A 26,418-nucleotide genomic window follows, 5' to 3' on the forward strand; every position below is an offset into this window, starting at 1 on the left:
GACCCGTCGGGGTGGCCGATCCCGCCGCCGGGACCTGTCGGGCGGCGGACCTGCTGCCCGGGACCCGTCGGGGTGGCCGATCCCGCCGCCGCGACAGGTCCCAGGCAGCCGAGTCCACAGTCGCAACCTGCTCAGGTAACCCGTGACCACACTCGCGACCCGTCCGTCAACCGACCCCGCAGCCCTGACCTGTCAGGTGGCCGCGCCTGCCGCCACAACCCAACCGGCTGCCGTGACGTACCGCCTGGGCGGAGACCGGTGGTGCCGCAAAATCCGCCGCGGCACTGGCCCACTCGATGCGACTCACGCCCAGACGGTCGCCGCCGCGAACTCCGCGAAGGTGCGCGGCGGCCGGTTGAGCGCCCGTTGGACGCCGTCGGAGAGGTAGGCGTCCGTGCCGTTGCGCAGCGGCTCGACCACGTCCGCGAACGCCTGGGCGTCCTGTGGGGTGACGCCCTGCGACACGAGCTCGGCCACGTACTCGGACGGGGACAGCGGCACGTAGCGGACGTTCCGCCGGGCGTGCTCGGAGATCGTGGCCACCGCCTCCTCGACCGTGACGGCCGCCGGTCCGGACAGCTCGTAGACCTGCCGGTCGTGGCCGTCCTCGGTGAGTGCTGCCGTGACCACGGCGGCGATGTCCTCGGCGTCGACGAAGCTCGCGGCGCCGTCGCCCGCGGGCAATCGCAGCTCGCCGGTGCTGACCGCGTCGGCGAAGAACCCCTCGCTGAAGTTCTGCGCGAACCAGCCGGGGCGGGTGATCGTCCACTCCAGACCGCTCTCCCGCACGGCGTTCTCGCTGTCGACGAGGCCGTCCAGCACGCCGCCGCTGTCCGTTGCGTAGTCCGGGTCGTCGATGCCCCGGCCCGAGGCCAGCACCACCCGCCGCACCCCGAGGTCCGCCGCCAGCTCCACGAACGGCCGCACCAGCTTCGTGCCGTCCACCTGCACCACGTACACCGCCCGCACCCCGGCGAGCGCGGCCTCCCAGGTGCTCCGGTCGAGCCAGTCGAACACCTGCTCACCACTGCGCGCCGCCGCCCGCACCCGGTGGCCCCGCTCGCGCAGCTGCCGCACGACCCGCTTGCCGGACTTGCCCGTCGCTCCGGTGACAAGAACTTGATCAACCATGGCGCCAGCCAACCCGACTTCGTTGAGACGATCCATGGCTTGGACCCTCAGGTTGATGTTCGAGCGTCTACGCTGCGGCGGGTGGACATCGTCTCGGGGCTGCTGGCCGACGTACGTGCGCGCGGCGCGGTGTTCCGCCAGGCGGTCCTGCACCCGCCCTGGGCGCTGCGGATGGCCGGCGGTGCTCCGCTGACGCTCGCCACGATGCTGCGCGGCCACGCCTGGATCGTTCCCGACGACGGCTCGCCGGTCCTGCTCGAACCGGGCTTCGTCGCTCTCGTCCGCGAGCACCACACCGTCGCCGACGACCCGGCCAGTGCGCCGACCAGGGTCGTCACCGCGGCCGACTACTGCCCGGCCGGACCCGCGGCGCACACCTGCGGGACGCCGGAGGCCGGCGCGACCGTGCTGCTCAGCGGCGCCTTCGAACGCCGCGGCTCGCTGAGCGAACGCCTGCTCCAGTCGCTGCCGCCGGTGCTGGTCGTGCCGGCGGTGACGTCGTTGGCCGAGGTGCTGGCCGAGGAGGTCGCCGGGCAGCGCGAGGGTCACCAGCTGGTGCTCGACCGGCTGCTGGACCTGATGCTGGTCTCGGCGCTGCGTGCCTGGCTCGCGGACCCGGCGGCCGACGTGCCCGCGTGGTGCCGCGCGCTGGACGAACCCGTGGTGGGCGATGCGCTGCGGTTGCTGCACGCGGATCCGGCGCACCCGTGGACCGTCGCGTCGCTGGCGGCGGAGCTGGGCGTGTCGCGGGCGGCGTTCGCCCGCCGGTTCACGGCGTCGGTCGGGGAGCCGCCGATGGCGTACCTCGCCCGGTGGCGGGTCGCGGTGGCGGTTGATCTGCTGCGGTCGGGCGGGGACACGGTCGGGGCGATCGCGCGAAAAGTGGGCTACTCCACGGCTTTCGCGTTGAGCGCGGCGTTCAAGCGGCTGCTCGGCGCGCGGCCGAGCGACTACCGGGGTCAGGTCAACGGGCCCCTGCGTCCCACCTGACGCGTCTCGTTGCGCCGCATCACCCGGTCCAGCAGCTCCGCGTCCTCGCCGCTCTCGTCCCCGGAGGACGTCAGCGCCAGCAGGAAGATGATGACGACGCTGACGCCGGCCCCGCCGATGATCAGCGTGGTGATGAGATCCTGCGAGTTGTCCACCACGATCCCGGCGGCCGGGTTCAGCACGATGTGCATGGCGTGCATGCCGGTGTAGTGCATGCCGGTCACCGCGACGCCCATCACCAGCGACGCGCCGGCCACGGCGAGCCAGCCGCGGACGTTCGCGGTGGCCCACAGGGCGGCGGTCGCGGCGCCGACGGCGATCGCGATGGAGAGGACCACCAGGCCCGCGTGGTAGGTGACGTCGGCGTTGATCACGATGCCCGCCATGCCCGTGTAGTGCATGCCGGCGACGCCGAGGCCGGTGATCACGCCGCCGACCAGGAACGGCCAGAACCTCCGGTCGTCACCGCGCCGCACGACGAGCAGGCCGATGCCCACGACGACGATGGCGACCACCATGCTCAGCAACGTGATCGGGATGTCGTAGGCCACCTTGGTCCCCATCCAGGTGCCGAGCATCGCGGTGAAGTGCATGCCCCAGATCCCGAGCCCGCCGATGGACACCGCGGCGACCGCCAGCCACCAGTTGCGCGACGCGCCGGTCGCGTTCCGGGCGCGCTCGGCGGACAGGAGCCCGAGTGCGGAACCGACGCAAGCGACGAGGTACGCGGTGACCAGTGTGGAGCTCCCCATGTCCATGCGCGAGATGCAAACATTCTTCATCTATGAGTGCAAGGCCGATCAGGGCGGCGTTTTGGCGAACAAATGTCCTATGGGGACAGAGGGCCACCGGGCGGTCACGGACAGCGTGACCACGGAACCCGTTGCCGCGCAGGGTGTTCCGGTGATCACGCAGCGTGAGAGCCCGTGGAGGTGGGTGGGGTGGTCGGATCGCTTGCCGCGGCTGGGCCTTCGCGTGGGAGGGTCGGTTGATGGTGTGCGTCACTCGTTCGTCGCAGTGACCGGGTGTATTCGAGCCGAGAAGTCCACTGCGGGTGGGTGTCGCGGTGCGTGCCTGGCCGGAGATTCGTTCGAACGGACCTCTCCGGAATGATCGTGGCCGGGCCGGCGTTCACCGAGGCAAGCCACCAACGGATGGAAGTGTTCCCACGGTTATGAAGAAGATCGGTTTTCTGTCGTTCGGGCACTGGTCGGACAGCCCGCACTCGCAGACCAGGTCCGCGTCGGACACGCTGCTGCAGTCGATCGACCTGGCCGTGGCCGCCGAGGAGCTGGGCGCGGACGGCGCCTACTTCCGCGTGCACCACTTCGCCCGGCAGCTCGCGTCGCCGTTCCCGCTGCTCGCGGCGATCGGCGCCAAGACGGAACGCATCGAGATCGGCACCGGCGTGATCGACATGCGCTACGAGAACCCGATGTACATGGTCGAGGACGCGGGCGCCGCCGACCTGATCGCCGGCGGCAGGCTGCAGCTCGGCATCTCCAGGGGATCGCCCGAGCAGGTCGTCGACGGCTGGCGCTACTTCGGCTACCAGCCGGCCGAGGGTGAGACCGAGGCCGACATGGCCCGCAAGCACGCCGAGGTGTTCCTCAGGCTGCTGGAGGGCGAGGGGTTCGCGCGCCCGAACCCGCGCCCGATGTTCCCCAACCCGCCGGGCCTGCTCCGCCTCGAACCGCACTCGCCGGGCCTGCGCGACCGCATCTGGTGGGGCGCCGGCTCCAACGGCACCGCGGTCTGGGCGGCCGAGCAGGGCATGAATCTGATGAGCTCGACGCTGAAGTTCGACGAGGGCGGCGCGCCGTTCCACGTCCAGCAGGCCGACCAGATCCGCGCCTTCCGCAAGGCCTGGACCGAGGCCGGCTGGGACCGCGAACCGCGGGTCTCGGTGTCGCGCAGCATCTTCGCGCTCACCACGGACCTCGACCACGCCTACTTCGGCGACGACGGTCAGAGCTCCGACCAGGTCGGCTTCATCGACGGCCCGAACCGCGCGATCTTCGGCCGCTCCTACGCCGCCGAGCCCGACGTGCTCGTCGAGCAGCTGGCCGGCGACGAGGCGATCGCCGAGGCGGACACGTTGCTGCTGACCGTGCCGAACCAGCTGGGCGCGGACTACAGCGCGCACGTCGTGGAGAACATCCTGCGGCACGTGGCGCCGGCGCTGGGCTGGCGCTGACGGTCCCCGGCGGCACCGGCCGGGTCCCGCGAACGGCCGCCCGCAGATCGGCGGAAATCCTTCACGTTCGACGGTTGAGGCGCGCCGTTGCGGGCACCCCGGAGGCGAACGTCGCACCTGAGAGCCAGGTGCCGGTGACGGAAGGACGACATGGGCACCGACGACAAGATCGACGCCAAGGCCGACGAGCTCAAGGGCAAGGTCAAGGAAGGCGTCGGCGACGCGACCGACGACCAGGGGCTCGAGACCGAGGGCAAGGTCGACCAGGCCAAGGGCAACCTCAAGGAGTCGGCGGAGAAGGTCAAGGACGCCTTCAAGAAGGACTGACCCGCTCTCCGTCGCCGGGCGCGCACCCACACCGGGTGCGCGCCCGGCGGGCTTTCCGTCCACTGTGAACTGATCATGCTGCCGGTGAGCCGGTGCGCTACAGTGCAGGTACAGGGCCGTTGATCGGCTCGCCCACTCGCTTCGTCACCTCCGCGGTCCGCACCGCACGTCGACCGTGGTCCGGCAGCGACCTGAGGAAGACGGAGTCCGCATGACGCAGACCAAGCACCCCGCTGACCGAACACCGTCCCGGCCCACCACCTCCGAGGGCACCCACCTGCTGGCCGAGGCCCTCGAGCGGTACGTGCGGACGGTCGCCGAGGCGCTCGGCGTGCCGCACCACGGCGTCAGCTGTGAGGTCACCGACACGGCCACGGCCTACCTCGCGCTCGGCTGCCGCGCGGCGGCCCACCCCGGCCGGGACGTCATGCTCGTCTGGAGCGCGACGCACGGCTGGGCGGTGTCGATCGAGACCCGCCCCGGCGAGCCGTTGATCGTGCTGGCCCAGCTGACCGGTGACGTCGTGCAGCCCCCGGAGGCGGTGGCCCGTCTCGTCGCGGACGCCACGACCCGCCTCGACGTCCAGCCGGTCCCCGCGGTGACCGCGCGGCCCATGGGATGGTCCGACCTCGCCGAGTGCATGGACCGCTACGCGCCCGCGGCGGGAGCCGACGGCCGTTCAGACTGAAGAGCACCTCGCTCGGCCGTGGCGCTGCGCGACGACGTGAAGTGCAGGTGCTCGTCGGCGACCTCGCCCGTCCGCAGCAGTCCCAGGTCCTCGGCGTACGACATCGACATCAGCCACGGCACCGCCGGCCCCTGCTTCGGCAGGTCCGCCAGCGACCGCTGGACGTAGCCCGCGCCGAAGTCGAGCAACGGCCGGGTGGGCATGTCCGGGTCGGCCACGGCCCACGCGGTGTCGGTGCCGGTGGCGTCCATGTGCGCGAGCAGTCGGCAGAAGTACTCGCAGAGCAGGCCGATCTTCAGCGTCCACGACGAGTTCGTGTAACCGATCGCGAGCGCGAAGTTCGGCACCCCGCTGAGCATCATGCCCCGGTAAACCACCGTGTCCGGGATGGACACCGGGCGGCCGTCGACCGCCAACGCGATCGCGCCGGCGACCTGGAGGTTGAGACCGGTGGCGGTGACGATGACGTCGGCGGGCACCACCTCGCCCGCCGTCGTCTCGACGCCCTCGGGGGTGAACCGGGTGATCCGCGACGTCACCACGGACGCCTTGCCGGCGCGGATCGACCGGAACAGGTCACCGTCCGGGACGACGCACATGCGCTGGTCCCACGGGTTGTAGGGCGGGTTGAAGTGCTCGTCGACCGGAAAGCCCTCCGGCAGCGCCTTCCGGTTCGCCCAGCGGATGAGCTTGCGGGCGGCCTGCGGGAAACGGCGGCAGAACCGCCAGATCAGCCGTTGCTGGCCGATGTTCTTGCGGCGGGTCAACGCATACGCGCGTTCTTCCGGCAGGAGCTTCCTGAGCAGGTTCGCCAGGCCGTCCTTGCTCGGCAACGGCAGCACGTACGTCGGGGTGCGCTGCAGCATCGTCACGTGGGCGGCGGACTTCGCCAGCGCGGGCACCAGCGTCACGGCCGTGGCGCCGCTGCCGATCACGACCACCCGCTTGCCGGTCGCGTCGAAGTCCTCCGGCCAGTGCTGCGGGTGCAGGACCTCGCCGGCGAAGTCGTCGCGGCCCTCGAAGTGCGGCGTGTAGCCCTCGTCGTAGCGGTAGTACCCGGAGGCGCAGAAGATCCAGTTCGCCGTGATCGTGACGGTCTCGTCGCCCCGGTCCACCTCGACCTGCCAGTGCCCGTCGGCGGACGACCAGTTGGCGCGCACGACCCGGTGGTGGAACCGGATGTGCCGCTCCAGGCCGTTCTCGGTGACGGTGCCGCGCAGGTAGGACAGGATCCGGTCGGCGCTCGCGATCGACTCCTCCTCCCGCCACGGCTTGAACTCGTAGCCGAACGTGTGCAGGTCCGAGTCCGACCGGATGCCGGGGTAGCGGAAGAGGTCCCACGTGCCACCCGTCGCGCCGCGGGCCTCGAGGACCGCGAACGTCTTCTTCGGGTGCCGGACGCGCAGGTAGCGGGCGGCGCCGATGCCGGAGATGCCGGCTCCGACGATCAGGACGTCGAGGTGCTCTGCGGTCATGGGGCTGCTCCCTCGGTCGGCTGAGGTCCACCTTGCCGAGTCCCAGCTGTCCCGCACAGGCACAATCTGCCACTCTTCACCCGGTCCGGTGGTGCAGAATGTTCACCATGTGGCCGCTTCCCACGCCTGCGGTGCGCGATCTCCTGCGCCGGGGCGCCGAGGTGGCGCTGAACCCGCGGCCGAACTGGCTGCACGACCTGCACGCGGCGGTGTTCGCGGGCGACCGGATGCGCGTGCTGGCCGAGGACCCGGTGCTGTCCGAGGCGTTGCGCCACAACACCGTGTCGAACCTGGTCCACTGGGCGGCGGCCAACGTGCAGGACCCCGGCCACCGGGTGGCGCCGAACGTCGGCCCTCAGACCCTGGAGCTCGCCCGCGACCTGGCCCGCCGCGGCCTTGACGAACGCGTGCTCGACTCCTACCGCACCGGCCAGAGCGCGGCGTGGCGGCGGTGGATGGAGATCTGCTTCGACCTGACCTCCGACCCGGCGCAGCTGCGCGAGCTGCTGGACTTCTCGTCGCTGTCCATCTCCACGTTCCTCGACGACACCATCGCCGGGCTGACCGCGCGCATCGAGGCCGAACGCCAGGAGCTCGACCAGGGCAGCCACGCCGACCGCCGCGCCGTGGTCGGCCTGCTGCTGGAGGGCGCCCCGATCCACCGCCGCCACGCCGAGGAGCGCCTGGGCTACGGCCTGACCGGCGCCCACACCGCCGCGATCGTCTGGTCCACCACCGGCGCCGCGCTGGAAGGCGCCGCCGAGACGCTCACGAAGATCACCGGCGCCGCCCGCCGCCTGACCGTCATCCCCGGCGCGTCGGTGCTGTGGGTGTGGCTGCCGGTGGCCGGCGTGCCCCGCGACCTGGAGACCGCGCTGCACGAGCACCCCGGCGTGCGGGTCGCGGTCGGCCGCGCGGGCCGCGACCTGGAGGGGTTCCGCCGCAGCCACCTCGACGCCGTGGCGACCCAGCGGATGCTGACCAGGCTGACCTCACCGCGCCAGGTCGCGCGCTACCAGGACGTGCACCTCGTCGTGCTGCTCAGCGCGGACCCGGCCCAGGCCGACGAGTTCGTGGCGGACACGCTCGGCGACCTGCGCGCCGCCGACCAGGACGTGCTCGACACCCTGCACACCTACGTGGCCGAGCAGTGCAACACCTCCCGCACGGCCGAACGCCTTTACACGCACCGGAACACGGTGATCAGGCGGCTGGCACGGGCGGACGAGCTGTTGCCGCGGCCGTTGGCGGAGAACGTGGCCGGAGTGGCGGCCGCGCTGGAACTGTTGAGGTGGCGCGGCTGAACGGCTCTGGGTCCCGCGCCACCGCGACGGCCACCGCGACGGCCGCCGGGAAAACATCCATCCACTATGGACGGAATTCGTGATCTCGAAGTGGTTTCCGGCAGTGCCGCCAAGGGAAAGTACAGGCACCACCACGGTTCGCCGTGAGCACGTACCGAACGCGGAAAGAGTCGCCACAGATGAACCAGAAGATCGACGCACCCGTTGCCGCCCGTCCGGTCGAGGCGCTGTTCAGCCACCCGGACGTGCACCAGGCCGGCGCGGGCCCGGTGCCCGCCCAGGGCACCTACACCGAACTGTTCCGCGAGCCCGCCGCGGCCGCCGTGAACGCCGGCTGAACTCCTCCCGAAGCCGCCGACGCCGATCGGCGCGTATTGGCCGCGTGCGTGACCTGCGGGCATTACGGTGTTGATCGGCAGAACGGCGAGTGTGGTGTGTGAGGAGCAGGGGCGGGACATGACCTCGTGGATCGATGTCGTCAACTACGTCCGGCTGCGGCACGAGGTGCTGGAGGAACGCGACGACTGGCTGCGCTTCCGCCTCGACACCGGTGACGGCCGCACCCAGCAGGTCTCGGTGCACCACCTGCCGGACGTGGACGGCGTGGCGTGGCTCGACATCTCCTCGGCGGTCGGCCGCGCCGAGGAGATCGACCTGCGCCGCCTGCTCGAACTGGCCGGTGCGTCGACGATCGGCGGAGCGGCCGTGGTCGACGGGCTGGCGCTGCTCAAGCACACGGTGCCGCTGGAGGACCTGAGCGTGCGGGAGGAGTTCGAACGCCCGCTGACGCTCCTGGTGGCCGGGGCGGACGCGTTCGAGCGGGAGCTGACGAGCGGCGACCACTACTGACCCGGGTCGACCCGCACACCGCGTTTCCACACGCCGGTGATGTCGCGGGAGGCCGTGATGTCCCGGCTCGGGTCGCGGGCGACGAGCAGCAGGTCCGCCCGCTTGCCCGGTGCGATGACACCGCGGTCGTCGAGCCCGAACACCGCCGCCGCACGGGACGTCGCGGCGGCGAGCGCGTCGGCCGGGCTCATCCCGCACTCCACCAGCAGGGCGAGCTCCTCGTGCACGGCGCGGCCGTGCGGGACCCGGGCGGGGGAGGAGTGGGCGGCGTTCGCGTCCGTGCCGAGCACGATCGGCACACCGGCGGAGTGCAGCGCCGCGGTCGAGGCGGTCGACTGGCCGAAGTGGAGCGACCTCGGCGTGAACCGGAGGCCCTCCAGGATCGTGCGCATCATGACCAGCGTGGGCGAGACGGCGGTGCCGGCGGCGGCGATGCGGGCGGCCAGGTCGGCGGGCAGTGCGGCGCTGATCGGGGTGTGGGTGATGACGTCGGCGCCCGCGTCGAGCGCGGTGGTGTAGGCGCGCGGTGAGGCGGCGTGGACGACCACCTTCTTGCCGGCGCGGTGGGCCTCGGCCACGATGGCGGCCACGGTCTCCGTGCTCAACGGTCTGGGCTGCCAGGGGAAGAGCTTCTCCTCGACGACGACCTTGATGTGGTCGGGGTCCTGCAGCAGTCGTTCGGCGACCCAGCGGGCGGCGTCGGCGGGGCCGCGCACCGCCGTGGACGCCGGGAAACCCATCTTGCGCACGGCCGTGCCGCGCACCGCGCACGCCGGGTACGACACCCCGCGGACGTCGGCGCGGTCGTCGGACTCGTTGTCCCGCAACGCACGCACATCATCCCAGTGCTTCGCGCCCATGTCGAGCATGGTCGTGACGCCCCAGCGCAGCCCGGCGGCGAGCTCGTCGGCGTGACCGATGTGGACGTGGGTGTCGATCAGGCCGGGCAGCAGGTAGCCGCCCCGCCCGTCGACCTCCTCGCCGCCGGTGCCTTCGGTGATCATTCCGTTCTCGACACCCACGGACGAGAGAGGGCCGAAGGTGTGCGCTGCGGTGAACGGGTGCACGTTGGTGATGGTGAACCGGGTCATGTCACGCCTCCGCCGACGGGTCGATCGTGCCGAGCACGGACCGGAGCGCCTCCACGGCGGCGGTGAGCTCCGCGCGGCCCACCAGCTCGTGCTGGGCGGCGACGACCTCGCGGACCACCCGCTCAGCCGTCGCCCCACCCTCCGGCGTCAGCGCGACCCGCCTGCTGCGCCCGTCCGTCGCGTCCGAGGTCTGCGCGGTGAGACCACGGCGTTCCAGCGAGCGCAGCACGTTGCTCAGCCCGCCGGTGGTGAGCAGCAGCCTCGACGACAGCTCCGACGGCTTGAGGTGCGGTTCGCCCGCTGTCAGGAGCGTGCCGAGGACGTCGTACTCGGCCCGGCTCAGGCCGGACCTCGCCAGCACCGCGACCGTGACCCGGTCGGTGAGCGCGTGCATCCGCGCCACGCGTTTCGTGAACTCGATCGTCTGCGTCGGCAGCTCGGGTGCGTGGCGTTCCCACCACGCCACCACCCCGCCCACCAGGTCGTCCCGCACCCGCGCCTCCATCTGCCTTTGTGCATAGCTTTTCACAAAGGTAGATTTGGTGGCTAGGCGGTCTTCATCTGGCCGGCGTGCACGGTCCAGTTCGACCCGATCGCGCTCGGCATCGCCGGGGACGCCAGCAGCACGACCGCGCGGGCGATCTCGCTCGGGTCGATCAGGTCGCCGGTGAGCAGGCCGAACTGCTCCGGCAGGCCCGCCAGCAGCGCGGAGTGGTCCACGCCGAGGTTCGCCGCGATGCTCGCCGCCAGGCCGTCGGGGCCCACCAGCAGGTCGGTGCGCGTCGCGCCGGGGGTGACCGCGTTGATCCGCACGCCCGCCCGGCCCGTCGCCTCGGCGAGACCGCGCGTGAACGCGTTGAGCGCGGCCTTGGCGGCGGCGTAGGGCAGTGGTGCGGTGTGCGGGTCGCGGGCGCTGCTGGAGCTGATGTTCACCACCGAGCCGCGTGCTTTCGTGAGCGCCGGCAACGCTGCCCGTGTGGTGCGCACAGCCGCGTTGAGGTTCAACGCGAACACGGACGCCCACGTGTCGTCGTCGCCGCTGAACGGGTCCTCGAACATCCCTTCCGGACGTTCGTCGCCGCCTCCGGCGTTGTTGACCAGGACGTCGAGCCGGTCGTCCTGCCCGAGCACGGTCTCCACCAGTCGCGCCGGACCGTCCACCGTGGACAAGTCGGCCGGGACGAACACGGCGTCCGTCACGGCGAGTTCGGGGGTGCTGCGGCGCGCGGTCGCGACGACGGACGCCCCTTCGGCGATGAACGCCTTGACGACGGCGAGTCCGATGCCCTTGCTCGCGCCGGTGACGAGCACGCGCTTGCCTTCGAGCTGCAGGTCCATGACGAGGTTCCTCTCAGGGGTGGTCCTTCGCTTTAAGTGATACACATCTGTCACAGTTAACGCAACAAGTGTGACAGTGCAGTATCGTTTAGGCATGGCAGGCACGGGAACACGACGACTGCGGGCGGACGCGGAGCAGAACACCGCGCGGATCCTGGCCGCCGCCGAGGAGGTGCTGGCCGTCGAACCGGCGGCGTCGCTGGAACGCATCGGCGAGGCGGCCGGACTGACCCGCGCCACCGTGCACCGCCGCTTCGCCTCCCGTCAGGCGCTGCTGGACGCGTTGACCGACCAGCTCGACCGGCGCTACCTCAGCGCGCTCGAACAGTCCAGGATGGACACCGCGCCACCGCTCGTGGTCTTCCTGCGGCTCACCGAGATCCTGTTCGAGCTCAAGGTCAGCAACCGGTTCGCCATGGAGCTCATGAGCGGCCGCGACGAGTGCCGGGCCGGACTGAGCCCCGCGGTCGAGGACGGGCTGGAGCAGGTCTTCGCCCGGCTGCGGGAGGCGGGGGACATCACCGCCACCGGCGCGGAGTGGTGCCGGCGGGTCTACCTGGCCATGGCACACGAGGTGCACCAGCTGCCCGAGGACGCCGAGGACCTCGTCGCGGCCGGGGGATCCCGGCCGCTGCTGGTCGTGCGGGCCGTGGTGGGTGCGCTGGGAGGCACCCCTCAGGCCTGACCCGCGCGCTCTCCCGCCTGGTAGGCACCGGGCGTCTGCCCCGTCGTGCGGGCGAACGCGTCGACGAACGCACTCGCCGTCGCCCACCCGCAGCGGTGCGCCGTGGTCGTCACCGACGTGCCCGCGCTGAGCTCGAGCATCGCGTGGAACACGCGGACGTTGGTGCGCCACTGGGGATACGTGCACGCGAACTCGGCGCGGAACAGCCGGGTGAGCTGCCGGTCGCTCGTGCCCACCTGGCGGGCGAGCCACGGGATGGTGCGCGGCCGGGCCAGGTCGTCGGTGACCAGGCGGCAGGCGTGGGCGAGCCGGGCGTCGCGGGCGGCCGGCAGGGTGAGCGGCGCGAGGTCCGCGCGCCGCACCCGGTCGCGGACCACCGCGCGCAACCGCCGGGCCTCCGCGGGCGGGAGACCCGGTTCGGTGCAGGCCATCAGGAGCTCGCGCAGCAACGGGGACACGGCGATCACGGTCGGGCGGTCGCCGGGGAAGAGCGACTCCTGCGCCGGGAACCGCAGCAGGTGCACCTGGACGTGGCCGTGCACGCGGTGCTCGTGCCAGCACACCGCGGGCGTCCAGATCGCCCGCTGCGCACCCGCGACCCACGTCCCGTACTCGGTGCTGACCGCGAGGACGCCGCTGCTGACGTAGAGGAGCTGGTGCTCACCGTCGTGCCGGTGCCGCGCGATCACCTCGCCGGGCAGGTGGTGATGGCGGCTTTCCGACACAGGTCGTCAGTTTATCGGAAGTCCTCCGGCCTCGATTCGATCACCGTGAGGGCATGAGACGGTTCTTCGCCGACACCCGGCCGCTCGCGATCCCGGCGTTCCGCAGGACCTTCGCCGGTCAGGGCACCGCGGTGGTCGGCCTGATGATCACCGCGGTCGCCGTGCCGGTGCAGCTCTACGACCTGACCCGCTCGTCGTTCGTCGTCGGCCTGAGCGGGCTCGTCGGACTGCTGCCGGTCGTGGTGTTCGGCCTCTACGGCGGCGCGGTCGCGGACGCGGTCGACCGGCGCAGGCTCTACCTGGCGTCCTGCTCGGTGTCGTGGGCCGCGACGCTCGGCCTGCTCGCCCAGAGCCTCGCCGACGTCCGATCACCGGCGTTGATCCTCGGCTTGGTCGCCGTGCAGGCCGGCAGTTTCGCGGTTTCGTCGTCGGTGCGCGGCGCGATCGTCCCGCTGCTGGTGCCCGCCGACCTCGTGCCCGCGGCCACCGCGTTGAACTACACCGTCGGCACGCTCGGCCAGGTGCTCGGCCCGTTGATCGCCGGTGTCCTCATCGGACTGCCCGGCGGCTTCGCCTACGCCTACGCCGCCGACGCCGTGCTGTTCACCGCCGCCCTGTACGCCGCACTGCGCCTGCCATCGTTCGGCGTGGCGGACCCGGTCGGGCGTCCGGGGCTGCGGTCCGTCGTGGAAGGGCTGCGGTTCCTGGGCGGGAACCCGGTCCTGCTCATGTCGTTCGCCGTCGACATCGCCGCCATGGTGCTGGCGACGCCGGAGGCGTTGTTCCCGCAGGCCGCCGCCACCCGGTTCGACGGCGGTGTCGGTCCGCTGTACTCGGCGATCGCCGCCGGGGCGGTCCTGGCGGGCGTGCTGGGCGGCTGGATCGGCCGCGTGCGCAGACAGGGCGTGGCGCTGACGGTCGCCGTCGTGGTCTGGTCGGCCGCGATCGCCGCCGCCGGGTTCGTGCACGAGCTGTGGGTGGTCGTCGTGCTGTTGGTCGTGGCGGGGGCAGCGGACCTGGTGAGCGCGGTGTTCCGGCAGTCGATCCTGCAGACCTTCGTACCGGACCGGCTGCGGGGGCGGTTGCAGGGCGTGTTCACCGTGGTGGTCACCGGAGGTCCGCGGCTGGGGGACCTGCGGGCCGGGGTGATGGCGGCGACCACGACCTTCACGCTGGCCTGGTCCGGGGCCGCGTTGCTGTGCATCGCGGTCGTCGTGGTGGCGGCGGTGTGCGTGCGGCCGTTCTGGCACTACGACCGCCGCGAGGCGGAGGTGGCGCAGCCGGCCACGTGAGAACGACCGGGCTGCCACTCACGCAGGCGGCAGCCCGGTCCGATGCCTACGGCTGTTCCGCGACCTTGATCTTGCCCTCGATGATCTGGGCCTTGTAGCCCTCGAGGATGCCCTGCAGCCTCGCGTCGATCTTGCCGCCCGACGTGGCGTACCCGACGCCGTCCGACTTGAGGTCGAACACCTTCGGCAGCGACGCGAGGTCGTTCTTCGCGGCCGCGCGGAAGAAGTCGTACACCGCCACGTCGACGCGCTTGAGGCTCGACGCCACGATGACGTCCCTGGTGTTCACCAGGGCCGGCTGGTTGTACTGGTCGGCGTCACAGCCGATCGCGAGCACGCCCGCCTGCTTCACCGCGGAGAACACGCCGATGCCGGACGCGCCGGCGGCGGGGTAGAGGACGTCGGCGCCCTGGTCGATCAGGCCCTTCGCGGCCTCCTGGCCCTTCGGCGGGTCCTGGAAGCCGGTGAAGTCACCGGCCGGGGTGATGTACCTCTTGTCGACCTGGATCTTCGGGGCGGCGGTGCGGGCGCCCTGGGCGTAGCCGGCCTCGAACTTCTGGATCAGCGGGATGTTCACGCCGCCGACGAAGCCGACGTGGCACTTCTTGCTCTGGTACGCGGCGACGACGCCCGCCAGGAAGGCGCCCTCCTGCTCGGCGAAGACCAGCGGCGTCACGTTGGCGGCGCCCTCGACCGCGGAGTCGACCAGGCCGAACTTGACGTTCGGGAACTCCGGCGCCACGACCTTCAGCGACTCGGTGTAGGCGAAGCCGACGCCGACGATCGGGTTGAAGCCCTCGGAGGCGAGCTGGCGCAACCGGGTCTGCTTGGCGGCCTCGTCCTCGTTCGGCGCCGCGGACAGCTCGCGGGTGTTCTCCTTCTTGACGCCCAGGTCCTTGATCGCCTGGTCGAACCCGGCGGCGGCGAGGTCGTTGAACGACGCGTCGCCGCGGCCACCGATGTCGTAGGCCAGGCCGATCTTGAGAGCGCTCCCGTCGACCGGCTCCCTCGCGGCCGTGGTGGTGCTGGACGCGGCGGCCGCGGTGGGCGGGGTGGCGAGCTCACAGGCGGCACCGGTGGGCGTCGCGGTGGTGCCACCTCCGGAGTCCTTCGCGCAGGCGCTCACCACCATGGTCAACGCGATCGCGGCAACAGCGGTGCCACGCATACGACGGCGCACGGCTCGTCTCCTCCCTGCTCGGCAGAGCAGAACCCGGTTGGCGGTTGTGGGGCTACGCGGACGGACGCTACCTCGCCTGCCGAACAACCCGGTCACGCGCTCACCTGCTGGGAAACGTCCACAGTGGAATCACAGCGCCACCTGGCCCGTGACACCGACGACCGTGTCCCCGCCCACCCAGATCTCGCCGTCGGCCTGGCGCAGGTGCACCCGGCCACGCCGGCCGAGCACCGTGCCCTGCGCGGCGACGTACTCCGCGGGCGCGACGCCCGCCGGGATGAGCCACTGGGCGATGGCGGCGTTGAGGCTGCCGGTCACCGGGTCCTCGTCGTACCGGCTGCCCTCGTCGACGAACGCCCGCACCTCGAACGCCGCGTCACCGCCCGGCTGGTGCGGCCCGACCACGCCGACGCTGGTGAACCCGCCGAACTGCGCGTAGTCCGGTTCGAGGGCGAGCACCGCATCGGCCGACCGCAGCAGCACGGCGACCCAGCCGGGTCCGTTGTCCGCCCACCGCGCCTCGACGATCTCGCCAGGCTGGATCCGCAGCGCTGCCACCAACGTGTCCAGCTCCGCCGGCGTGACCGGTCCGCTGCGCTGTCGCGGTGGAGCGGCGAACGCGAGCCGGCCACCCTCGCCGCGCACCGTGACGAGCCCGGCCGCGCACTCCTGCACCAGCTGCCCCGGTGTGCGCGGCCGGCCGCCGGCGGCCAGCCAGGCGCGGGCGGAACCGAGGGTGGGGTGGCCCGCGAAGGGCAGCTCGCGGCTGATGGTGAAGATCCGCAGCCGGTAGTCGGCGGCCGGGTCGGAGGGGGTGAGCAGGAACGTGGTCTCGGCCAGGTTCGTCCAGCGGGCGAACGCCGCCATCTGCTCATCGGTCAGGACGTCCGCGTCGTGCACGACGGCGACCGCGTTGCCGTACAGGAACTCGTCGGTGAACACGTCCACCTGGCTGAATGCTCGCATCAGGCCACGGTAGGCCCATCCGGGCCGCGTGCGTTGACATTTGTCATCCCGACGACGTGACTCCCGCTCACTACAACCGAAAGCCGTTGCGCGCCAGGCTGTTCACCATGGAAACGGTGCTTGAGGTCCGTGGGGCGAGGTACGACTACGGCACCACGAAGGCGTTGGCCGGGGTCGACCTCGACGTCGGAGTGGGGGAGTGCGTCGCGTTGCTCGGGCCGAACGGCGCGGGCAAGACGACCCTGGTGAACCTGGTGGTGGGACTGCTCGCCGCGAAGGAGGGCCGGATCAGGGTCGGCGGCGGGGACCCGCGGATCGCGTCGACCCGGCGCCAGCTCGGGGTGGTGCAGCAGTCGCTCGGGTTCCCGAACACGTTGAAGGTGGCCGAGCTGGTCACCGGGGCGGCGGTGCGGGCGGGGGTGCCGAGGTCGGCGGCCGGGCCGGTGCTGGCCGAGCTCGACCTCACCGACCTGGCCGGGCGGCGGGCGGCGAAGCTGTCGGGCGGGCAGAAGCAACGGCTGCAGCTCGCCATGGCGCTGGTGGCCGAGCCGCGGTTGCTCGTGCTGGACGAACCGACGGCGGGACTGGACGTGCCGGCGCGCAGGAGGTTCTGGCAGATCCTCGCGCAGCGGCGCGAGCGCAGCACCGGCGTGCTGCTCACCACGCACCTGGTCGAGGAGTCGTCCGCCGTCGCCGACCGGGTGGTGGTGCTCGACCGCGGGCGGGTGGTCGCCGGTGGGACGCCGGACGAGCTCGTGGCGCGGTTGCCCGACCGCACGGTGATCGCGCGGACCGGGCTGACACGGGAGCGGCTCGAAGCGCTGCCCGGGGTGGTGTGGGTGCGCCAGGACGGCGAGCACGCGCACCTCGGCACCCGCGCGCCGGAGGCGTTGCTGCGGGTGTGGCTCGCGCAGGACCCCGGGCTCACCGACCTGCGGGTCGAGGGCGCCGGGCTGGAAGAGGCAGTGGCCGGGCTGATCGGGAGGGGTGCGGCGTGAAGGTCTTCGGAGTGGAGCTCGCCGACGAGCTGAGGGGGATCTTCCGCGAACCGGCGGCGTTGTTCTTCTCGATCGTGATGCCGGTGGCGTTCTTCGCGCTGTTCGTGTCGCTGTTCGGGAAGTTCGGCAGCGGTGGGATGTCGGCGGGTACCACGATGGTCGCCACGTTCGGTGCTTTCGGCGTGATCTCGGTGGTGCTGATGAACCCCGGCATCGGGGTCGCGGCGGACCGGGAACGCGGGTGGCTGCGGGCGAAGCGGGTGTCGGCGGTGCCGGTGGGCGTGACGCTGGCGGCCAAGGTGGTGGCGGCGCTGCCGTACGCGGCGGGGGTGCTGGTGGCGATGATGGTGACCGCGGCGGTCACCGGGTCGCTCGACGCGCCGGTGCCCGCGTTGCTGCGGATGCTCGTCGTGCTGGTGCTGGGCGCGTTGCCGTTCGCGTTGCTGAGCCTGGCGATCGGTTTCCAGGTCGGGTCGGGTGCGGCGGCCGCGGTGCTGAACGCGGTGCTGATCCCGTCGGCCGTCGTGTCCGGGCTGTGGATGCCGCTCGCGATCATGCCGGCGTTCTTCGCCGACATCGCGCGGTTCCTGCCGACCTACCACCTGGCCGAGCTCGCCCGCGCCCAGCTGACCGGCGGGCCGGTGCTGACGCACGTGCTCGCGCTGCTCGGCACCACGATCGTGGCTGCGGCGCTGGCCGCGGTGTCGTATCGTCACGCCCGGTCATGAGAAAAGTCGCCGGAATCTCCCGCTGGGCACACCTGCTGTACCTCGGGAACCTGGCGTGGGCGCCGGTGTTCGACCCCGGTACGACGTGGTGGGACTGGGCGCTCGTGGCGGTCGTGGTCGTGGCCTTCGTCCCGATGTACGTGCTGGCGTGGCACCGGCCGGACCTCGTCCGCTGGCGCTGCACGGTGCCGACGGTGCTGCTGGGCGCGCTGGTGACGCCGTTCAACACCGGTGCCGCGGTGCTCTTCGTGTACGCGGGCGCGTTCGCGGGCCTCTCGGAGTCGCGCCGGGTGGCGATGCGGTGGTTCGTCGGCCTGACCGCCTTGATCGGCCTGTTCGCCGTGGTGTCGACCGTCGAGATGCCCTACCGGCTCTGGGGCCTGCTGCCGTCGCTGATCTTCCTGTGGCTGGTCGGCGTCCTGCAGGTCGAGTGGGCCGAACGCGACCGCGAGGCCGCCGAGCTGCGCATCCGCACCGCCCGCGTCGAACACCTCGCCACCCTCGCCGAACGCGAACGCATCGCCCGCGACCTGCACGACCTGCTCGGCCACACCCTGACCGCCGTGGTCCTGCGCGCCCAGCTGGTCTCCGCCGACCCCTCCCGCGCACGGGAGGAGGCCGCGGAGATCGAACGCATGGCCCGCGCCGCACTCGGTGAGATCCGCGACGCCGTCACCGGCTGGCGCAGCGCGAGCCTCGACACCGAGCTGGAGGCGGCCCGCGCCACCCTGACCAGCCTCGGCGTCGAGGTCGTCGTCCACCGCGACGCCGACCTGTCGATCGTCGGCTCCACCGAGCACGAACTGGCCCTGGCCCTGCGCGAGGCCGTGACGAACGTGGCCCGGCACGCGCAGGCGAAGACCTGCCACATCGGCATCGAGGCGCGTGAAGGCGAGCTGCGGCTGGTGATCGCCGACGACGGCATCGGCGGCCACGCGCCGGAGGGCAACGGCCTGACGGGGGTGCGCGAACGGATCGCCGCACTGGGCGGGCTGGTCCGCCGCACCGCCTCGCCGGGCACCACCGTCACGATCGCCGTGCCGCTGCGGGTGGCGACGTGATCAGGGTCGTGCTGGCGGAGGACCAGGCGATGGTGCGCGGTGCCTTCGCGCAGCTGCTGGACCTGCAGCCGGACGTCACGGTGGTCGCCACCGCGGGGGACGGCGGCGAAGCCCTCGCGGTGGTCGCCGAACACGCGCCGGACGTGCTGCTGACCGACATCGAGATGCCCGGTCCCACCGGCCTCGACGTCGCTCTGGAGCTGAACCGGCTGGGCTCCGCCACCAGGGTGCTGATCGTGACGACGTTCGCGCGCAGCGGGTACCTGCGCCGGGCGATGGACGCCGGGGTGGCCGGGTACGTGTTGAAGGACGCACCGATCGCGGACCTGGTGACGGCGTTGCGGCGGGTGCACGCGGGGGAGCGCGTGGTGGCGCCGGAGCTGGCGATGGCCGCGTGGGACAGCGCGGACCCGTTGACACCGCGGGAACGCGAGCTGCTGCAGGAGGTGACGACGGGGGCGAGCAACGCCGACATCGCGGCCCGGTTGAACCTGGCGGAGGGGACCGTGCGGAACTACCTGTCGACGGCGATGGCGAAGCTCGGGGCGCGCAACCGGTCGGAGGCGGCGAAGGTGGCGCGGGAACGCGGCTGGCTCTGAGGCACCCCAGGAGATCCGGTCAGTCGCGTGTGGACGGACGCAGCCCCGCCAGCAGCACGTCGGTGTAGCGCTCCGGCAGCTCCGTCACCTCGACCGCCATCGCCACCGCGTGCTGCGCCCCGCAGATCAGCCGCAGCACGTCCCCGAACGTCAGCGTCGCCGCCACGAACCCGAGCTCCTGACCGCGTCCGACGACCACCGCCAGCGCCGTCTCGAACCGGCCGATCAGCGCCGCCGTCTCGGGGTCCGCGGCGTTCCCGGTGGACAGCACCTCGGTGAACGTGCGGTCGCGGCCCGTTTCCAGGCCGTGCAGCACGGCCGCGCGCCACGACGGTTCCAGGGCGTCATCGTCGGCGCGGGCGGTTGCCTCGAACACCTCGACCAGACCCTCGAGGCGGTCCACGGTCAGTGCGGCGAGCAACGCGTCCCTGGTCGGGAAGTGGCGGTAGAGCGTGCCCTGGCCGACGCCGGCGCGGCGGGCGACCTCGCGCAGGCGCAGGGGGCCGGGGTGGGCGGCGAGCTCGGTGCGAGCGGCCTCGATCAGCAGTGCCCGGTTGCGCACGGCGTCGGAGCGCAGGGCGGGTGAGGTGCTCATGGCCACCATTCTACGGGTAAAACGGACATGCTGTCCAAATGGACACAGGGTCCGTTTGTGCTACGGTCGCGATAACGGACACAGGGTCCGTTTAGTCCGATCGCGGGAGGACCAGGTCATGAACAGCACGATCACGACCCGTTTCAGCGCGACCAGCACCGCCGACGAGGTGGTGGCAGGCGTCGACCTGACCGGCACCAGGGCGGTGGTGACCGGTGCCGCGTCCGGCATCGGGATCGAGACCGCGCGGTCGCTCGCCAAGGCCGGCGCGGCGGTCACGCTGGCCGTGCGCAACACCGACGCCGGGCGTGAGGTCGCCGCGGACATCACCGCCACCACCGGCAACGAGGCCGTCGACGTGCGGCCTCTCGACCTGGCCGACCAGGCGAGCGTCCGGGACTTCACCACGAGCTGGTCGGGGCCATTGCACCTGCTGGTCAATAACGCCGGGGTGATGGCCACGCCCTTGCAGCGGACGCCGGAGGGGTGGGAGCACCAGTTCGCCGTCAACCACCTCGGCCACTTCGCGCTCGCCCTCGGCCTGCACGGAGCGCTCAAAGCCGGTGCGGCGCAACGAGGAGAGGCGCGCGTGGTGGCGCTGAGCTCGGCCGGGCACATGTCCGCGCCGGTGGACTTCGACGACCTGCACTTCGAACGGCGCGAGTACGACCCGATGATCGCGTACGGCCAATCCAAGTCCGCCACCGTGTTGTTCGCCGTCGAGGCGACGCGGCGCTGGGCGGGTGACGGCATCGTCGTCAACGCGGTCAACCCCGGCGGCATAGCGACGAACCTGCAGCGGCACTTCACGCCCGAGCTGAACGCGTACTTCGACCAGGCGGAAGCGGCCGGTGTCTTCACCTACAAGACGCCGGAGCAGGGTGCCGCCACCACGCTCGTCGCGGCCGTGGCACCCGAGTTCGCCGGCGTCGGCGGCAGGTACCTCGACGACTGCCGGGAGGCGCGGGTCGTGGCCGACGACGCCGAGCCCACGGCCGAGACCTCGCACGGCGTGAAGTCCTGGGCCCTCGACCCGGAAACGGCGAAACGCCTGTGGGACGTCTCGGCGAAGCTCCTGACCGGGAGCTAACGCGGCGGCGCGGTGCTCGACCTCGGCACGAGCCGCGGCGCCGGCACCTCCACGCTGCGCTCGCCGTCGGCCCGGGTCACCACGTCGAGCAGCAACCGGGCGACGCGGGCGCCGTAGGCCGTGACGTCACGGGCCAGCGCTGTGATCGCCGGGCGGATCACCTGGCACAGCTGGGAGTCGTCCCACGCGACGATCGACAGGTCGGCGGGGACGGAGAGCCGCATCTCGTCGGCCACCGACATGCCCGCCACGGCCATGATGCTGTTGTCGTACAGGACCGCCGTCGGGCGTTCGCGCGAGCTGAGCAGCCGGCGGGTGGCCTGAGCGCCTTCGAGGCCGGTGTAGTCGGTGTGCACGATGTCGAAGTCCAGCCCGTACGTGCCGCCCGCCTCCCGGAACGCCTCGTCGCGCCGCCGGGTGTGCAGCAGGTCGGGCAGACCCGCGACGCGCGCGATCCGGCGGTGGCCCAGCGCGGCGAGGTACCCGACGGTCTCCACGGCCGCCGCCGCGTCGTCCGCCCACACGTGCGGGAGCGATCCCACCTCGGCGGGGCCGCCGACCACCACGGCCGGCAGGGCGAGCTCCTCCAGCAGGCCGACCCTCGGGTCGTCACCGCGCAGGTCGACCACGACGATCCCGTCCACCCGGTGCTCGCCCCACCACGACCGGTAGACCTTCAGCTCGGCGTCCACATCGGCGACCACCTGCATCATCAACGCGTACCCCGGCCCCGCCAGCACCGACTCGATGCCGCTGACCAGCTCCATGAAGAACGGTTCGGCGCCGAGGGTGGTGGCGGGCCGGGGGAACGCCATGCCGATCACGTTGGTCGTGCCGCCGGACAGCACGCGGGCCGCGCTGTTGCGGTGCCAGCCGATCTCGTCGGCGATCGCGAGGACCCGCTGCCGGGTCCGGTCGGAGACACCGGGCCTGCCGTTGAGGGCGAACGACGCGGCGCTGATCGAGACGCCCGCGCGTTGCGCGACGTCGGAGATCGTCGGCCGCTTCACGAGACCCAACATAGCAGCGCAGGTGATCATACCGCGCAACCCCATATAACGCTTCATGGACAACGCGTTTCACCCGGGTTAAATTCATGTCCAGCCCCTGCTTAAGCGTTTTAGCTCAGGCCTCGCCGCCGCGGCGAACCACGAGGAGGAGCGAATGCGACGCACAACCACCGCGCGCCATCGACGCGCGGCGATGCGGTTCGGCGCGGCACTGGCCGCGGTCCTGACGTTCCTGGGAGCTCTGGTGGCGACGGCACCGCCGACGCAGGCGTTCCGCCGTCCACCAGGCAGCAGGTGGTCAACCACCTGGGTTCGATCACCGGCAGGTACGTCGTCTCCGGGCAGCACAACAAGGAACCGGCGAGCAACCCCGGCCAGTACACCCAGCAGGTCAAGGACATCACCGGCCAGTACCCCGGGCTGTGGGGCGGCGACCTGATGTTCCGGCCGGAGGACGTCGCCAACCGGCAGCGGGTGGTCGACCAGGCGAAGGTCGAGTGGGCCAACGGCTCGCTGGTCACCCTCACCTGGCACGTCTGCACCCCGACCGGCGGCAGCACCTGCCAGTTCGACGGCGGGGTGAAGACGCAGATCAGCCAGGCGCAGTTCACCGAGGTGGTCACGAACGGCACGGCGCTCAACAACGCCTGGAAGCGCCGCCTCGACGAGGTGGTGCCGTACCTGCAACAGCTCAAGGCGGCGGGTGTGCCGGTGCTGTTCCGGCCGCTGCACGAGATGAACGAGGCCTGGAACTGGTGGGGCAACCGTCCGGGTCCGGAGGGCAGCGCCAAGCTCTACCGGATCACCCGCGACCACCTGACGGCCAAGGGGCTCGACAACCTGGTGTGGGTGTGGAACGTCCAGGACAACCCGGCCGGCGGCTGGGCCTCGTACTACCCCGGCGCGCAGTACGTGGACGTGGTGTCGCTGGACGTCTGGTACAAGGGTCTGCCCAGTTCCGGTGACTACCAGCAGATCCAGGACATCGCGGCCGGCAAGCCCATCGCGCTGGCCGAGACGGGCAAGGTGCCCGGCAACGCGATGCTGACCAGCCAGACCCGGTGGAGCTACTTCATGGTCTGGTCGGAACACCTGCGCGGCAACAACACCCCGGCCGAGGTGCAGGCGGGCTACTTCCACCCGCGCACGCTGAACCAGGGTGAGTTCACCGTCCCCCGCAACGGTTCCTAGCCGCGAATAGGATGCGCAGGTGAACCTCCTGGCTCACCTGCGCATCGAGACCCGTGCCGCGCACCGCGCGCTCGAGGACGAGCTCGGGTTCCTGCACCGGCTCGACTCCCCGGCGCGCTACGCCGGGGTGCTGGCCGCGTTCCTCGGGTTCCACGAGCCGCTGGAGAAGGCGCTGGACGCCTCCATCGCGGCACACGACCTGCCGTGGGAGCTGGCGCCCGGCGCCGGACTGCTTGCCGGCGACCTGCGCGGGCTCGGGTGGAGCTCCGCGCGGATCGCGTCGCTGCGCAGGGCCGATCCGCCGGACGTGGCCGAGCTGCCCGCACTGGTCGGCTCGCTCTACGTCGTCGAGGGCGCGCGGCTCGGTGGCCGGCTGATCACCCGGTGGGTCGGTGAGGCACTTGGTCCGGTGCCGGTGTCGTTCTTCGCCTCGGACGGCGATGTGCGGCGCAGGCTCAGGCGGTTCGGGGCGGTGGCGGAGCACGTGCTGACCGCCGATCAGGCCGAGGCGGCCAGCGCTGCGGCGAACCTGCACTTCCGGATCTTCGGCGAATGGCTGCGCGCGGTGAGCTGATCGGTAGCCTGCACCCCATGAGCAGGAAACTGATGACCGGGCTCGGGATCGTGCTGCTCCTGATCGGCGGTGTCTGGACCGCGCAGGGCCTCGGCTACCTCAAGGGCAGCTTCATGACCGGCCAGCAGCTGTGGACGACGATCGGCCTGCTGTGCGTCGGTGGTGGCGTCATGCTGCTGATCCCGTGGCCGAAGAAGCGCTAAGTGTGTGAACGTCGGCGCAAATCTGTGAATGAACGGTCGCGTCGCTGACCCGTATTGGTCAGTGACAGGCCGTTCGTCCACGAGATCACCCGACGTTCGAAGGCGGGGACGCCATTGCCCAGCACAGCCGAGTCCGTCGTCCAGCAGGCCCGCGCCGGGGTCGTGCGCCGCCTGTGGTGGCGCAGCAGCCAGTCCGCGCGGCTGGCGATCGGGTGCCTCGGGGTCTGCACCGCGCTCGCCACCACCGGTGCCGCCGGGTTCGGCGCGGCAGGTCAGCCGCAGGACGGTGGCGGGCCGGGCGCTGCGGGGCACCGGGGCGACTCGTTCGAGGTCACCGTGCAGTCGGTGTCCGATGTGGACCTGTTCGAGGGAGCGGAGCCGGTCACCGGGCACGTCGTCCGCGCGCGGGTCGCCGGGCTCAGGCCCGTGACGGCGTGCTGGCCGGCCCGGTCGCGGGCGGTCGCCCAAGAGTTGTTGCAGGGCACGAAGGTCAGGGTCGTCGCCAGGAACGACGACACCTCCGGTGCCGACCGGATGCTGGTCGACGTGCAGCTGCCGGACGGGACCGACTACGCGCGGTCCGTCGTGGACAGAGGGGTCGTGCCGGTCGACTGCGCTCCGGTCCCGGTGACCACGACGGTTCCCAGCTCGCTGGCACCCTCGACGACGTCCGCCCCGGCCAGGACGACAACAACACCGGTGACCACGACGGAAAGCTCAGCGCCGCCGTCCACGACCAGCTCGTCACCGGCGCCCGACGAGGAGTGGCACGACGACCGGCTCGGCAAGCCGTGCCTGCTCCCCGGCGCGCGCAGGACCACCAGGGAGGGCAACGAGATGGTGTGCGCCCGCAACGACAGGAACCAGCTGAGGTGGCACCGTGCCGGCTGACGGGCAGGCCGACCTGTTCCGCGAACCGGTCCTCACCGACACCGCGCCGAGCCTCGCGGACGGCCGGGCACCCCGCGGCCTCACACCCGGCGGCTGGGTGCGCACCACGGGCTGGCTCCAGGTCGGCCACCACGCGGTGAGCTCGCCGCTCCTCGCCGCGACGACCAGCACGCTGTGGGCGTTGGTGGCCGCCGCGGCACTCGTGCGCACGTTCCCCGTCCTCGCCGGAGTCCTGGTGCTCGCGACACCCGTGGTGTGCGGCGGGTCGTGGTGGCTGGTCACGGCCCGCATCAAGCCCGCGTCCCCGGCGCGCAACACCGGGACGAAGCACGCGGACGAGCTCGCCGCGGGTGACGTGGTCCGGCTGCACGGCTCGATCGGACCTGTCGGGCGGGTCGTGGCGGTCACGGTCGGCGAGCGCGCGGAGGTTGTCTTCCACGGCGGCTCGCACGGGTCGTGGGACCGCGGCCGGACCGTCCACCTCGCTCAGCTGCTCGGCTGACGGCGCCTCGCGAGGTAGACCGTGTTGGTGGAGTCCCGGCCCTGCAACGGGTTCGGGAAGCTGACGACCTCGGCCCGCACGCCGGTGAAGACCTCGGCGAGACCGGCGGCGTACTCCTCGTCCGGCGGGTCGTTGGACCACAGCGCGAAGATCCCGCCCGGCCGCAGCAGCTCGGCGATCCGCCGCGAACCCGTCTCGCCGTAGAAGTCGGCGTTGGCCGGGTGCAGCAGGTGCCGCGGCGAGTGGTCGATGTCGACGACGACCGCGTCGAACCGCCTTCCCGGCGACTCCGGGTCGAAGCCCTGTCCGGAGCGGAGCATCGCGAAGAGGTCGCCGTGCACGAACCGGCACCGCCCGTCGGCGGCGAGGGTCTTCCCGGCGGGGATGAGGCCCTGCCGGTGCCACTCGATCACCTCGCCGAGCGCGTCCACGACCACCATCGAGGCGACGCGCGGGTCCTCCAGCACGGTCTGGGCGGTGTACCCGAGTCCCAGCCCGCCGACGACCACGTCCAGCGGCCCGTCCGGCAGCTCGGCCAGTGCGAGGCGGGCCAGCTCGACCTCGGCGACGGTGAACATGCTCGACATCAGGAACTCGTCGTTGAGCTTGATCTCGTGGATCTCCGCGCCGCTGGCCGGGTCGAGGCGCCGGCGCAGGGTGAGCTCGCCGAGCGGCGTCCGCCGCCAGTCGAGCTCCTGGAAACGTGCACTCATGCGGTGGTCAGCTCCGGGTGGGGGA

Annotated in this window: 31 protein-coding genes; 19 read left to right on the top strand and 12 right to left on the bottom strand. The window is 71.9% G+C overall.

The window, feature by feature from the left end:
• Nucleotides 1-303: 303 nt before the first annotated feature.
• Complete coding sequence (locus BBK82_RS33860) at nucleotides 304-1,131, bottom strand: NAD(P)H-binding protein (protein WP_065918617.1); 828 nt, start codon at nucleotides 1,129-1,131, stop codon at nucleotides 304-306.
• Nucleotides 1,132-1,212: 81 nt separating this feature from the next.
• Between BBK82_RS33860 and BBK82_RS33865 the strand changes: the two genes are divergently transcribed.
• Entirely contained in the window at nucleotides 1,213-2,121 is a 909-nt protein-coding gene (locus BBK82_RS33865; RefSeq protein WP_065918618.1) for an AraC family transcriptional regulator, read from the top strand.
• On the opposite strand, the gene BBK82_RS33870 is transcribed toward BBK82_RS33865, so the two are convergent.
• Nucleotides 2,091-2,879, bottom strand: a complete 789-nt coding sequence (locus tag BBK82_RS33870; protein WP_170068010.1) for an MHYT domain-containing protein — start codon at nucleotides 2,877-2,879, stop codon at nucleotides 2,091-2,093. The genes BBK82_RS33865 and BBK82_RS33870 overlap by 31 nt on opposite strands.
• Before the next feature lie 416 nt (nucleotides 2,880-3,295).
• Between BBK82_RS33870 and BBK82_RS33875 the strand changes: the two genes are divergently transcribed.
• From BBK82_RS33875 to BBK82_RS33885, 3 genes are all read left to right on the top strand, one after another.
• Nucleotides 3,296-4,318, top strand: coding sequence for an LLM class flavin-dependent oxidoreductase (locus BBK82_RS33875; protein WP_065918619.1), 1,023 nt, complete (start codon nucleotides 3,296-3,298; stop codon nucleotides 4,316-4,318).
• 150 nt (nucleotides 4,319-4,468) lie between these two features.
• Entirely contained in the window at nucleotides 4,469-4,645 is a 177-nt protein-coding gene (locus BBK82_RS33880; protein ID WP_065918620.1) for a CsbD family protein, read from the top strand.
• Between the two features lie 211 nt (nucleotides 4,646-4,856).
• The gene (locus BBK82_RS33885) at nucleotides 4,857-5,333 is read left to right on the top strand and encodes a DUF6292 family protein (RefSeq protein WP_237047714.1); all 477 of its coding nucleotides are present in this window, start codon (nucleotides 4,857-4,859) and stop codon (nucleotides 5,331-5,333) included.
• On the opposite strand, the gene BBK82_RS33890 is transcribed toward BBK82_RS33885, so the two are convergent.
• Complete coding sequence (locus BBK82_RS33890; protein ID WP_065918621.1) at nucleotides 5,294-6,808, bottom strand: flavin-containing monooxygenase; 1,515 nt, start codon at nucleotides 6,806-6,808, stop codon at nucleotides 5,294-5,296. The two genes, BBK82_RS33885 and BBK82_RS33890, sit on opposite strands and share 40 nt — an antisense overlap.
• Nucleotides 6,809-6,915: 107 nt before the next feature.
• Here BBK82_RS33890 and BBK82_RS33895 point away from each other — a divergent pair, with 107 nt between their 5' ends.
• The 3 genes from BBK82_RS33895 (at nucleotide 6,916) to BBK82_RS33900 (ending at nucleotide 8,961) form a co-directional block, all read left to right on the top strand.
• A complete protein-coding gene (locus BBK82_RS33895; protein WP_237047715.1) occupies nucleotides 6,916-8,112 on the top strand; it encodes a PucR family transcriptional regulator in 1,197 nt (398 codons plus the stop codon).
• Nucleotides 8,113-8,291: 179 nt separating this feature from the next.
• Nucleotides 8,292-8,450 (top strand): hypothetical protein, encoded by a 159-nt coding sequence (locus tag BBK82_RS50845; protein ID WP_154697651.1) that lies wholly within the window; start codon nucleotides 8,292-8,294, stop codon nucleotides 8,448-8,450.
• A gap of 118 nt (nucleotides 8,451-8,568) precedes the next feature.
• Nucleotides 8,569-8,961, top strand: coding sequence for a hypothetical protein (locus BBK82_RS33900; RefSeq protein ID WP_065918623.1), 393 nt, complete (start codon nucleotides 8,569-8,571; stop codon nucleotides 8,959-8,961).
• On the opposite strand, the gene BBK82_RS33905 is transcribed toward BBK82_RS33900, so the two are convergent.
• The 3 genes from BBK82_RS33905 to BBK82_RS33915 are packed head-to-tail and all read right to left on the bottom strand — an operon-like array spanning nucleotide 8,955 to nucleotide 11,390.
• Entirely contained in the window at nucleotides 8,955-10,052 is a 1,098-nt protein-coding gene (locus tag BBK82_RS33905) for an amidohydrolase family protein (protein ID WP_083268323.1), read from the bottom strand. The two genes, BBK82_RS33900 and BBK82_RS33905, sit on opposite strands and share 7 nt — an antisense overlap.
• Nucleotide 10,053: 1 nt before the next feature.
• Nucleotides 10,054-10,545 carry a MarR family winged helix-turn-helix transcriptional regulator gene (locus tag BBK82_RS33910; protein ID WP_170068011.1) on the bottom strand — a complete coding sequence of 164 codons (492 nt, stop codon included), beginning with the start codon at nucleotides 10,543-10,545 and terminating at the stop codon, nucleotides 10,054-10,056.
• A gap of 53 nt (nucleotides 10,546-10,598) precedes the next feature.
• Nucleotides 10,599-11,390 (bottom strand): SDR family NAD(P)-dependent oxidoreductase, encoded by a 792-nt coding sequence (locus BBK82_RS33915; RefSeq protein ID WP_065918625.1) that lies wholly within the window; start codon nucleotides 11,388-11,390, stop codon nucleotides 10,599-10,601.
• Nucleotides 11,391-11,484: 94 nt separating this feature from the next.
• Between BBK82_RS33915 and BBK82_RS33920 the strand changes: the two genes are divergently transcribed.
• Nucleotides 11,485-12,075, top strand: a complete 591-nt coding sequence (locus BBK82_RS33920; RefSeq protein WP_065918626.1) for a TetR/AcrR family transcriptional regulator — start codon at nucleotides 11,485-11,487, stop codon at nucleotides 12,073-12,075.
• Here BBK82_RS33920 and BBK82_RS33925 read toward each other — a convergent pair.
• Complete coding sequence (locus tag BBK82_RS33925) at nucleotides 12,066-12,800, bottom strand: AraC family transcriptional regulator (protein ID WP_065918627.1); 735 nt, start codon at nucleotides 12,798-12,800, stop codon at nucleotides 12,066-12,068. The genes BBK82_RS33920 and BBK82_RS33925 overlap by 10 nt on opposite strands.
• 53 nt (nucleotides 12,801-12,853) lie before the next feature.
• On the opposite strand from BBK82_RS33925, the gene BBK82_RS33930 reads away from it, so the two are divergent.
• Nucleotides 12,854-14,092, top strand: a complete 1,239-nt coding sequence (locus tag BBK82_RS33930) for an MFS transporter (protein ID WP_065918628.1) — start codon at nucleotides 12,854-12,856, stop codon at nucleotides 14,090-14,092.
• A 46-nt stretch (nucleotides 14,093-14,138) separates the two neighbouring features.
• Here BBK82_RS33930 and BBK82_RS33935 read toward each other — a convergent pair whose 3' ends face one another.
• The gene (locus BBK82_RS33935) at nucleotides 14,139-15,260 is read right to left on the bottom strand and encodes a BMP family lipoprotein (RefSeq protein WP_065918629.1); all 1,122 of its coding nucleotides are present in this window, start codon (nucleotides 15,258-15,260) and stop codon (nucleotides 14,139-14,141) included.
• A gap of 141 nt (nucleotides 15,261-15,401) precedes the next feature.
• Nucleotides 15,402-16,238 carry a PhzF family phenazine biosynthesis protein gene (locus BBK82_RS33940; RefSeq protein WP_065918630.1) on the bottom strand — a complete coding sequence of 279 codons (837 nt, stop codon included), beginning with the start codon at nucleotides 16,236-16,238 and terminating at the stop codon, nucleotides 15,402-15,404.
• Nucleotides 16,239-16,345: 107 nt separating this feature from the next.
• On the opposite strand from BBK82_RS33940, the gene BBK82_RS33945 reads away from it, so the two are divergent.
• The 4 genes from BBK82_RS33945 to BBK82_RS33960 are packed head-to-tail and all read left to right on the top strand — an operon-like array spanning nucleotide 16,346 to nucleotide 19,624.
• Nucleotides 16,346-17,236 carry an ABC transporter ATP-binding protein gene (locus BBK82_RS33945; RefSeq protein ID WP_065921554.1) on the top strand — a complete coding sequence of 297 codons (891 nt, stop codon included), beginning with the start codon at nucleotides 16,346-16,348 and terminating at the stop codon, nucleotides 17,234-17,236.
• Nucleotides 17,233-17,964, top strand: a complete 732-nt coding sequence (locus tag BBK82_RS33950) for an ABC transporter permease (protein WP_065918631.1) — start codon at nucleotides 17,233-17,235, stop codon at nucleotides 17,962-17,964. Before BBK82_RS33945 ends, BBK82_RS33950 begins: the two co-directional genes overlap by 4 nt.
• Nucleotides 17,961-19,025, top strand: a complete 1,065-nt coding sequence (locus BBK82_RS33955) for a sensor histidine kinase (RefSeq protein WP_065918632.1) — start codon at nucleotides 17,961-17,963, stop codon at nucleotides 19,023-19,025. The genes BBK82_RS33950 and BBK82_RS33955 overlap by 4 nt, the downstream gene beginning before the upstream one ends.
• On the top strand, nucleotides 19,022-19,624 hold the full coding sequence (locus BBK82_RS33960; RefSeq protein ID WP_065918633.1) for a response regulator transcription factor: 603 nt from the start codon (nucleotides 19,022-19,024) through the stop codon (nucleotides 19,622-19,624). The genes BBK82_RS33955 and BBK82_RS33960 overlap by 4 nt, the downstream gene beginning before the upstream one ends.
• 19 nt (nucleotides 19,625-19,643) lie before the next feature.
• On the opposite strand, the gene BBK82_RS33965 is transcribed toward BBK82_RS33960, so the two are convergent.
• Nucleotides 19,644-20,219 (bottom strand): TetR/AcrR family transcriptional regulator, encoded by a 576-nt coding sequence (locus BBK82_RS33965; RefSeq protein WP_065921555.1) that lies wholly within the window; start codon nucleotides 20,217-20,219, stop codon nucleotides 19,644-19,646.
• 118 nt (nucleotides 20,220-20,337) lie between these two features.
• On the opposite strand from BBK82_RS33965, the gene BBK82_RS33970 reads away from it, so the two are divergent.
• Nucleotides 20,338-21,309 carry an SDR family NAD(P)-dependent oxidoreductase gene (locus BBK82_RS33970; RefSeq protein WP_065918634.1) on the top strand — a complete coding sequence of 324 codons (972 nt, stop codon included), beginning with the start codon at nucleotides 20,338-20,340 and terminating at the stop codon, nucleotides 21,307-21,309.
• Here BBK82_RS33970 and BBK82_RS33975 read toward each other — a convergent pair.
• Nucleotides 21,306-22,319, bottom strand: coding sequence for a LacI family DNA-binding transcriptional regulator (locus tag BBK82_RS33975; protein WP_218920413.1), 1,014 nt, complete (start codon nucleotides 22,317-22,319; stop codon nucleotides 21,306-21,308). The genes BBK82_RS33970 and BBK82_RS33975 overlap by 4 nt on opposite strands.
• A 294-nt stretch (nucleotides 22,320-22,613) precedes the next feature.
• On the opposite strand from BBK82_RS33975, the gene BBK82_RS33980 reads away from it, so the two are divergent.
• From BBK82_RS33980 to BBK82_RS34000, 5 genes are all read left to right on the top strand, one after another.
• On the top strand, nucleotides 22,614-23,510 hold the full coding sequence (locus BBK82_RS33980; RefSeq protein WP_065918636.1) for a glycoside hydrolase family 26 protein: 897 nt from the start codon (nucleotides 22,614-22,616) through the stop codon (nucleotides 23,508-23,510).
• A gap of 19 nt (nucleotides 23,511-23,529) precedes the next feature.
• Entirely contained in the window at nucleotides 23,530-24,084 is a 555-nt protein-coding gene (locus tag BBK82_RS33985; RefSeq protein ID WP_065918637.1) for a biliverdin-producing heme oxygenase, read from the top strand.
• A gap of 17 nt (nucleotides 24,085-24,101) precedes the next feature.
• Complete coding sequence (locus BBK82_RS33990) at nucleotides 24,102-24,287, top strand: hypothetical protein (RefSeq protein WP_065921556.1); 186 nt, start codon at nucleotides 24,102-24,104, stop codon at nucleotides 24,285-24,287.
• 114 nt (nucleotides 24,288-24,401) lie between these two features.
• On the top strand, nucleotides 24,402-25,178 hold the full coding sequence (locus tag BBK82_RS33995; protein WP_154697652.1) for a hypothetical protein: 777 nt from the start codon (nucleotides 24,402-24,404) through the stop codon (nucleotides 25,176-25,178).
• Complete coding sequence (locus tag BBK82_RS34000; protein ID WP_065918639.1) at nucleotides 25,168-25,680, top strand: hypothetical protein; 513 nt, start codon at nucleotides 25,168-25,170, stop codon at nucleotides 25,678-25,680. Before BBK82_RS33995 ends, BBK82_RS34000 begins: the two co-directional genes overlap by 11 nt.
• Here BBK82_RS34000 and BBK82_RS34005 read toward each other — a convergent pair.
• A complete protein-coding gene (locus BBK82_RS34005) occupies nucleotides 25,665-26,393 on the bottom strand; it encodes a spermidine synthase (RefSeq protein ID WP_065918640.1) in 729 nt (242 codons plus the stop codon). The genes BBK82_RS34000 and BBK82_RS34005 overlap by 16 nt on opposite strands.
• Nucleotides 26,394-26,418: the final 25 nt, after the last annotated feature.

Source organism: Lentzea guizhouensis, assembly GCF_001701025.1.
In the GTDB taxonomy this organism is placed as follows: domain Bacteria; phylum Actinomycetota; class Actinomycetes; order Mycobacteriales; family Pseudonocardiaceae; genus Lentzea; species Lentzea guizhouensis.